General features: G+C 42.3%; 6 protein-coding genes and 1 pseudogene. 6 read left to right on the plus strand and 1 reads right to left on the minus strand.

What is annotated here, in order from left to right; all coding sequences use genetic code 11:
• Window positions 1–364: 364 nt before the first annotated feature.
• The 6 genes and pseudogenes from V7K15_RS18755 (at window position 365) to V7K15_RS18780 (ending at window position 6,485) form a co-directional block, all read left to right on the plus strand.
• On the plus strand, window positions 365–2,152 hold the full coding sequence (locus V7K15_RS18755; protein WP_334907535.1) for an ABC transporter ATP-binding protein: 1,788 nt from the start codon (window positions 365–367) through the stop codon (window positions 2,150–2,152).
• A 681-nt stretch (window positions 2,153–2,833) separates the two neighbouring features.
• Complete coding sequence (locus V7K15_RS18760; RefSeq protein ID WP_334907537.1) at window positions 2,834–3,070, plus strand: hypothetical protein; 237 nt, start codon at window positions 2,834–2,836, stop codon at window positions 3,068–3,070.
• 173 nt (window positions 3,071–3,243) lie between these two features.
• Window positions 3,244–3,333 (plus strand): annotated as a pseudogene (locus tag V7K15_RS18765) (type II toxin-antitoxin system RelE family toxin); the annotation flags it as partial.
• Window positions 3,334–3,563: 230 nt separating this feature from the next.
• Window positions 3,564–5,366 (plus strand): ABC transporter ATP-binding protein, encoded by a 1,803-nt coding sequence (locus V7K15_RS18770; protein ID WP_334907539.1) that lies wholly within the window; start codon window positions 3,564–3,566, stop codon window positions 5,364–5,366.
• A gap of 46 nt (window positions 5,367–5,412) precedes the next feature.
• Complete coding sequence (locus V7K15_RS18775; RefSeq protein ID WP_292833723.1) at window positions 5,413–5,667, plus strand: TIGR03643 family protein; 255 nt, start codon at window positions 5,413–5,415, stop codon at window positions 5,665–5,667.
• A 284-nt stretch (window positions 5,668–5,951) separates the two neighbouring features.
• Window positions 5,952–6,485, plus strand: a complete 534-nt coding sequence (locus V7K15_RS18780) for a dihydrofolate reductase family protein (protein ID WP_334907541.1) — start codon at window positions 5,952–5,954, stop codon at window positions 6,483–6,485.
• A gap of 236 nt (window positions 6,486–6,721) precedes the next feature.
• Here the strand turns inward: V7K15_RS18780 and trxA are convergent, their stop codons facing one another.
• The gene (gene trxA, locus V7K15_RS18785; RefSeq protein ID WP_334907543.1) at window positions 6,722–7,060 is read right to left on the minus strand and encodes a thioredoxin; all 339 of its coding nucleotides are present in this window, start codon (window positions 7,058–7,060) and stop codon (window positions 6,722–6,724) included.
• Window positions 7,061–7,556: the final 496 nt, after the last annotated feature.

Below are 7,556 nucleotides of genomic sequence, written 5' to 3' on the forward strand. Positions count from 1 at the left end.
ATTGTGGGGTGGGTGTAGCCAAAGGGGGGCAAGACTTTCCTGCGGAACGCTACGCGAACGGTGTGAGCGCTCAGTCGAACGTTGCCCACCCCATAAGATTGGATAATTTATTATAGGACTTACGCAAAAGTAGACGCACTCTGGGGCAATTCATGTAGCTTTAGCTGACCGCAGGGTATTGCCCCTACCTGAAAATAAGGGTTTCGGTTATTGTTTGCGTAAGTCCTATATTTGTTGGAAGTCGCTTATACCATTGCAGAAAAATCCCGATCAGATTCACTTCCCCAGTTTGGCCAATTGGTTTTTTACAATTATTACAATCAAAGTAGGAGATAATTTTTCAAAGATACAGGGGTAAATACCATTGGTTCAGCAACCAGAACTCCAGGAAACTTCATCGATCCAGTCAACCGGGCGCGTGCTTAAAAGTTTGAGTACTTACCGATGGACTTCGCTGGGAGCCTTAGCCAGCCTGTTGCTGTTGACGATCGCAAACGCAATTACCCCACAACTATTTCGCTGGGGAATTGATCAGGGGATCATCAAACAAAACCTCCAAATTGTGCTATATAGCGCCGCCTGGATGGTAGTCGCCGCGATCGCTCGTGGTATATTTAACTTTGGACAAAGCTATTTAGCAGAAGCAGTGTCTCAGGGTGTAGCTTATGACCTGCGAAACAAAATTTTCAGCCAGATTCAAAATCTCAGTTTCAGCTATCATGACCAAGCCCAGACTTCCCAACTGCTAACCCGTGTCACCAGCGACATTGAGCAGATCCGTACCTTTGTTGGCACCAGCTTAATTCAAGTCATTGGTGGAATTGTGACATTGGTAATTGTTTCGCTGATTTTGCTGGTGATGAACTGGAAACTCGCACTGATTACGCTAACGGTAATACCCTCAGCCGCATGGTTGATGGCGCGATTTATCAACCGAAATAACAAACTTTTTCGGCAAGTACAAGAGCAACTGAGCGACCTAAATGCAGTATTACAAGAGAACTTATTCGGAATCCGAGTAGTGAAAGCCTTTGTGCGGGAGTCAACCGAAAGGTCGCGTTACACGACGATGAATGATGCCCTACTCAAGGCAAACATGAAGACCATTAGCGCGATTCGTGATACCTTCCCATTGATATTTTTGCTGAGTAATTTGGTAACACTGGCAGTTTTCGCCTATGGGGGAGCGCAGGTGATTGGGCACAGATTCTCCATTGGCGAACTCGTGGCGTTTAACTCCTACCTAGCGTTGATTCTTCAACCTATTTTGTTGATTGGATTTGCTGCACCCGCGATCGCTCAATCAGCTGCTTCCGCCGAACGAGTCTATGAAGTTGTAGATGCAGAGGTAGAAATTCGCGATCGCCCCGATGCTGTCCCATTTGACACCTGCGGAGGTAGAATTACCTTTGAAAATGTTTCCTTTCGCTATCCCGGAGCGACAACTGAAACTCTTAAAGAAGTTTCCTTTGAAACGAAACCCAACGAACTGATCGCGGTTCTCGGAATGACTGGTTCGGGAAAAAGCACAATTATGAACCTAATTCCCCGCTTTTACGATGTCACAGGGGGAGCAGTTCGCATTGACGGACGAGATGTCAGAAGTTTTACACTAAAAAGCCTGCGATCGCGTATTGGGATTGTATTTCAGGAAACCACCCTCTTCTCTGGCACAATCCGCGAAAATATTGCCTATGCAAAACCTGATGCAACCCTAAAGCAGGTGATTGAGGTTGCAAAAACCGCACAAATGCACGATTTTATTACCAGTCTACCTGATGGCTACGAGACGATTGTGGGTGAACGGGGCGTGGGCTTGTCTGGTGGACAAAAACAAAGAATTGCGATCGCACGTACCTTACTAACCGATTACAGTATTCTCATTTTGGATGATAGTACCTCGGCCGTGGATGCTAAAACTGCTGCCCAAATTCAAGCCAAACTAGATGACTTAATGCGCCAAAAAGCTTGTACAACTTTTGTAGTAGCTCAACGCATTAGTACCGTCAAGAATGCCGATCGGATTTTTCTCATGGATAAAGGACGATTGGTGGCACAAGGCACCCACGAAGAATTGATGCAAACCAGCCCGCTCTACGGTGTGATTTTAGAATCTCAGGTGAAGCCCAAGCAAAAAATAATGCCAATTTAGCATAAATAACGCGATATGCGACTTATTCTTTTGCGATCGCACCCAACCACAAAGCAAAAACCCTCACTGCTTGAGGCAAAATAAGGCTTTAGGGGGAGTGAATGGAATATTTGGTTTTTATCAATCATTCTTTGATGGTAAATAACCGGCGCTGTAGGGGCAATTCATGTAGCTTTAGCTTCCCGTAGGGTATTGCCCCTACGACAGATGTGGTTTTTCGAGCTATCCATATTTAATCTTTCCTGTCAATGCGTAAGTCCTATATTGTTAGAAAGAGTGATAGTCCTCGAACTGAGTAGTCGGTTATCTGATCCAATCAAGTGTCCATTCTAGTTTTTAAACAAAGTTGCTTTCCTATAGCCACCAGACCACTGATTATTGGCTTGGTAGTTTGTCATGTGTATCAACGTAACTGTATTGTAGTATGAGGAATTGAGATACTGACTAGTAAAATTTACCACTGAAGATTGTCAATTATTTATTTAGCAAATATATTAAGAAATATATAGATGTGGGATGTTGCGATCGCACTGCGGTCTGTGGTGGGTGGCGGGGTGGTGGGACGGCGCTGTTTTCTAAGGACTTCAAAAAACAATGGGTATTATTGATAATGATGAGATGTGTTTAGGCGAAACTAGAGACTGTGGCAGAAAAAGTAAAAGCACGCTCGGATGATTAAAAATGACAGCACAAGAAAGAGAACAGTTAATTAAAGATATCAACGTACTGCTACATCAAGCTTATGATAGTACTTTAGATGAAATTCACGCATACTTAAAAAGAATCGATGATCTAGACGATGAAGAAGACTTAAAAGCCATTCAAGAAGCAAGGATTGATATACGCATTAATGGCACTGTGTCTTGGGATGAAATTCAAAAGGAAATCAGAAATGAAATAAACAAGGATGTTGCGTGAGTTACGAAGTTAAATTTTAAAAGGGTGCAAAAAAGCAGTTTAGGAAATTACCTCTAGATGTACAACAGCGCATACAGACTAAAATCAATGACTTGGCAATAGAACCGCGTCCAAACGGGGTAAAAAAATTACTTGGTGATGATAATTCATATCGTGTTTGAGTCGGTGATTATCGAGTTATTTATCAACTTGACGACGATATTTTGATAGTAACTGTAATAAAAGTAGGACATCGTAGCGAGATTTATAAAGATGAAAGTTAAGTAGGTAGGTGCAATTAATAGCTAACTGGTGAAGGCTGTCATTTGTCCTTTGTCATTAGTCATTGGTAAGGGTTTTAAGCCTGTTTACGTTTCAAAACAATAGTTTGGTTTATTCCCACCAACTTACTTAGTGGGATATGTTCATAGTATTGCTTAAGATTTTTATACAGCCTTGTAATCAAAACAAAGACTTTTAATCCAAAATCCAAAATCTAAAATCTAAAATTTTTATGAGAGTCACAGTTCCCGTTGTTGCATCTGAGGAAAAAGCGAGTCAGCAACTTTCCACCCTGCGGCGCTTTTTGCAATACCTGCAACTCTATCGCAAAGAAATTCCCATCGCCCTGACATTAGTATTTATTGGTGCCCTAACCCAAGCAATTGGCCCATTCTTTCTCGGCTGGTCGATTGATCACCTAATTGCACAAGGGAATTTGCAAGGACTACTGCTATTATTAGGGCTACTAGCGCTCAACTACGGACTTGGTATTTTAGCAATCCGGGGTCAAATTCTTCGAGTCGGCTGGATTATGCAGCGATTGCTAGCTCAACTGAGGCAAGATATTTTCACTAAAATTCAAAGTCTGCCACTCAGCTTTTTCGATCGCAGCGAAGCAGGCGATTTAATGAGCCGCTTGCTGAATGATGTTAATACTGTAAATCAGGCATTTGGACTGACGATCGCCCAAATGCTGGGCAACACTTTCAGTTTAGTCGGCATTGTCATTGCTATGCTCTCAATCAACCTGAAACTTGGCTTGTTGAGCAACCTAGTTGTGCCACTGATGATTTTTACCACAAGCTTATTTGCACGTTGGGCAAGAGTCAAGTTTCGCGTTACCCGACAGACGATTGGCGAGCTTTCCGCCAAGTTGGAAGAAGATATTGGCAGTGTGCGAGAAGCACAGGCATTCAATCGTGTACAGATGAACATCGCAGAATTTGACATTCTCAACGCTGCTAATCGTGATGCCAATGTCGAAGCTGTGGTAATTACTTCAGCCTTTTTACCCTCGATTGATTTTCTCAACACACTAGCAACCGCAGGTGTGCTAGCCTATGGCGGCTATCTCGCGGTAACAGGATCTGCAACAGTGGGTGTGGTGACAGCCTTTTTACTTTACGTCCAGCTATTCTTCCGCCCTATCCAGATTCTCAGCCAGTTTTATACCCAAGCTCAATCTGCATTCGCCGGATTAGAGCGAATCTTTCTATTACTAGATGAACCATCAGAACTCAAAGATGCACCCGATGCAACAGAAATGTTGCCCATTCAAGGTGAGGTGACATTCTCGAATGTCAAGTTTGGCTACAACCCAGAGCAACTGGTTCTCAAAGGGGTGAATTTGCACGCCTATCCTGGGCAGATGGTTGCGTTAGTCGGGCAGACCGGTTCGGGAAAAAGTACGATCATTAACTTGATTTTGCGCTTCTATGATGTATCTAGCGGTGCAGTCAAAATTGATAATATTGATGTGCGTAGTGTTACTCAAGCAAGTCTGCGGCGTCAAATTGGCATCGTCCTGCAAGACAATATTCTGTTTAGCGGCACCGTCGCCGAAAACATTGCCTTTGGCGCTCCCCATACTACCCAAGCTGATATCGAAGCGGCTGCACAGATGGCAAATGTGCATGAGTTCATTACCTCACTACCACAGGGTTATACAACTCAATTGGGTGAACGAGGCGCACCCCTGAGCCAAGGACAGCGACAACTGATCAGTATTGCGCGTGCGGTGTTGATCAACCCCCGAATTCTGATTCTGGATGAAGCCACCAGCAGCATCGATACCCGCACAGAAGCGCTAGTACAAACTGCGATCGCCCGCTTGCTGCAAGGTCGTACCAGTTTCGTAATTGCCCACCGCCTCAGTACAGTTACTCAGGCAGATCAGGTATTAGTAATGCAGCAGGGACAAATTCTCGAGCAGGGTACCCACGCTGAACTGATTAATCAGCAAGGTGTCTATGCCAATCTCTATGCCCTGCAACTGGGTGCAGCAGACACAATGGTTCTTCAAAACGAAAGGTAAAATATAAAATATATATAGCTCAAATTTATCACTTGCCAGCAAAAAAATGAAGCTACCTAACCTCGATTCACAAACCATCAATCGCATCATTGAAATGGCATGGGAAGACAGAACATCTTTTGATGCTATTGAGGCTCAGTTTGGGCTACTGGAGAAACAGGTAATTGCCCTAATGAGGCGCGAAATGAAAGAATCTAGTTTCAAGATGTGGCGAGAGCGAGTTACCAAACGCGATACAAAGCATTTATCTAAGCGAGAATTTATTGCAGGTCGGTTTAAATCGCACAATCAAAAAATGTAAGTAATCGGATGAGCGTAGGCGTAGCCCGCACTTCTCTAGGAGACGCTGCGCGTAGCTTGCTTCCACATTCGCGGAGCGTCTCGTAGAGAAGTGGTACGACAAAGTGACACAGTGAGACACAGTGAGCCTGTCGAACTGCTCAGTGACCATCGTAGACATCGCTATGATGTGATGTGTTTAATTAAAATATCGCAGAACCATCAGAGGCTAAAATACTTGAGAAGAAATCAGCCTGCGATCGCGCTTCCACTAATTGAGTGAAAACTACCAAATTCAAAAGCACAATGACGAAAGTTACACTCTACATAGCAGCTAGTTTGGATGGCTACATTGCTCGCAGTGATGGCGGAATTGATTGGCTATCAATCCTTGACACAGAAGGCGAAGACTACGGTTACGCTGCTTTCTACGAATCGATTGATACTATTGTTTTGGGCAGCAAGACGTATGAAATTGGACTTAGTTTTGATGAATGGCCTTATCCAGAAAAAAAATCCTTCGTTTTCACCCAGCGTCATCTCAAATCCGACCGCGAAGAAGTTGTGTTTGTTTCTGACACAGTGAAGCACGTCTTAGAAAATATAGAGGCTCAAGGCTTGGAAAACATTTGGCTAGTTGGTGGCGGAGCATTAATCAATTCGTTTCTTCAGCACAACTTGATTGATGAATATATTATTTCAACTATTCCAATTATCTTAGGTGGTGGTGTACACCTTTTCCCACCGTCTAGCGCTGAAGAAAAATTGGAGCTGATTAACTCAAAACAATATCCGAGTGGTTTACTGCAATCACATTACAGGCGAAAAGTAAATCTTTAAAAATTTCTAATTAGACATAGGAGTGAAAAAGAATTGTTTTGACGTAGCAGTGCTACGTCTCTACAAGGGTTCTGGGTAACGCATATTTAATTTCTGGAGATGTGTATTGTGTATTAAGTGGTAAGAAGTCCGAGCCTCGGAAGCCGACCCTCGGACTTCGGGGAATTTAAACTTCACCTGAAACGTTACTGCCGTTATTAGGCATCAGGTAGAAATCCTTTTTAATTACGAATTAGCTAAAGAAGCTTCTGAACAGCGTTGCTGAAGTCTTCGTAAGGGGAAACTCCCACGATAGTTTCAGCTAAAACACCATCTTTGAAAATTAAAACTGCCGGAATACTGCGAAGACCAAATTTTTTGAAAATCGGCTTGTTGCTGTCAACGTCTACCTTAACGACTTTAGCGCGACCTTTGTATTCCTGGGCGAGTTGCTCCATTAATGGACTGATCAAGCGACAGGGGCCACACCAAGTAGCAGTAAAGTCAACAACAACGACTTTCTCTTCACTTTCAGTTAAAACAGCATCAAATTCACTTTCTTGAACGTAAGCAACGATGTGAGTATCAGTGGACATTTTTTAATTCCTTAGTGCTAAACTAAAACTTCAGTAAAAAGCTAACTATACAAACTATACTCCCTTCTGCCTGTCAGATTTACCTGTAACCGATATCGGGAAACCCCCGCAACTGACTTTTGATTAGTAGCCTGGATTTAACAACCGACAACTTTTGTACGTAGGGTGCGATCGCGTTAATCACCTTTTGTTAATAAGACTATTTTTAGCTTTCTCATTTTCTGTACTTGTTTATCTTTATATAGTTTGGTGTTTTCGTACCTATCTACTTATATTTGTTGACTATTTTATCAGTAAAAATACTTATTTCTCAAAAATTTCTTTATTTAATAAGCCAGATATATACATTAATACTAAAACATTTTATAACCGTCATACATAAAATTACCATACTAATCTTTGTATAAAAAATATTCTAATTAAATTAATTAATGTTAATATTTATAACAGTAGTATGTTAATAAGGATATATTAAGTATGGTAATTTTATGTATGA

The organism is Nostoc sp., from assembly GCF_036919815.1.
Lineage (GTDB): Bacteria > Cyanobacteriota > Cyanobacteriia > Cyanobacteriales > Nostocaceae > Nostoc.

Coding starts and splice junctions, on each gene's coding strand:
- V7K15_RS18760 (WP_334907537.1), top strand. CDS start 2,834: ATGACAGCACAAGAAAGAGAACAGTTAATTAAAGATATCAACGTACTG.
- V7K15_RS18770 (WP_334907539.1), top strand. CDS start 3,564: ATGAGAGTCACAGTTCCCGTTGTTGCATCTGAGGAAAAAGCGAGTCAG.
- V7K15_RS18775 (WP_292833723.1), top strand. CDS start 5,413: ATGAAGCTACCTAACCTCGATTCACAAACCATCAATCGCATCATTGAA.
- V7K15_RS18780 (WP_334907541.1), top strand. CDS start 5,952: ATGACGAAAGTTACACTCTACATAGCAGCTAGTTTGGATGGCTACATT.
- trxA (WP_334907543.1), bottom strand. CDS start 7,060: ATGTCCACTGATACTCACATCGTTGCTTACGTTCAAGAAAGTGAATTT.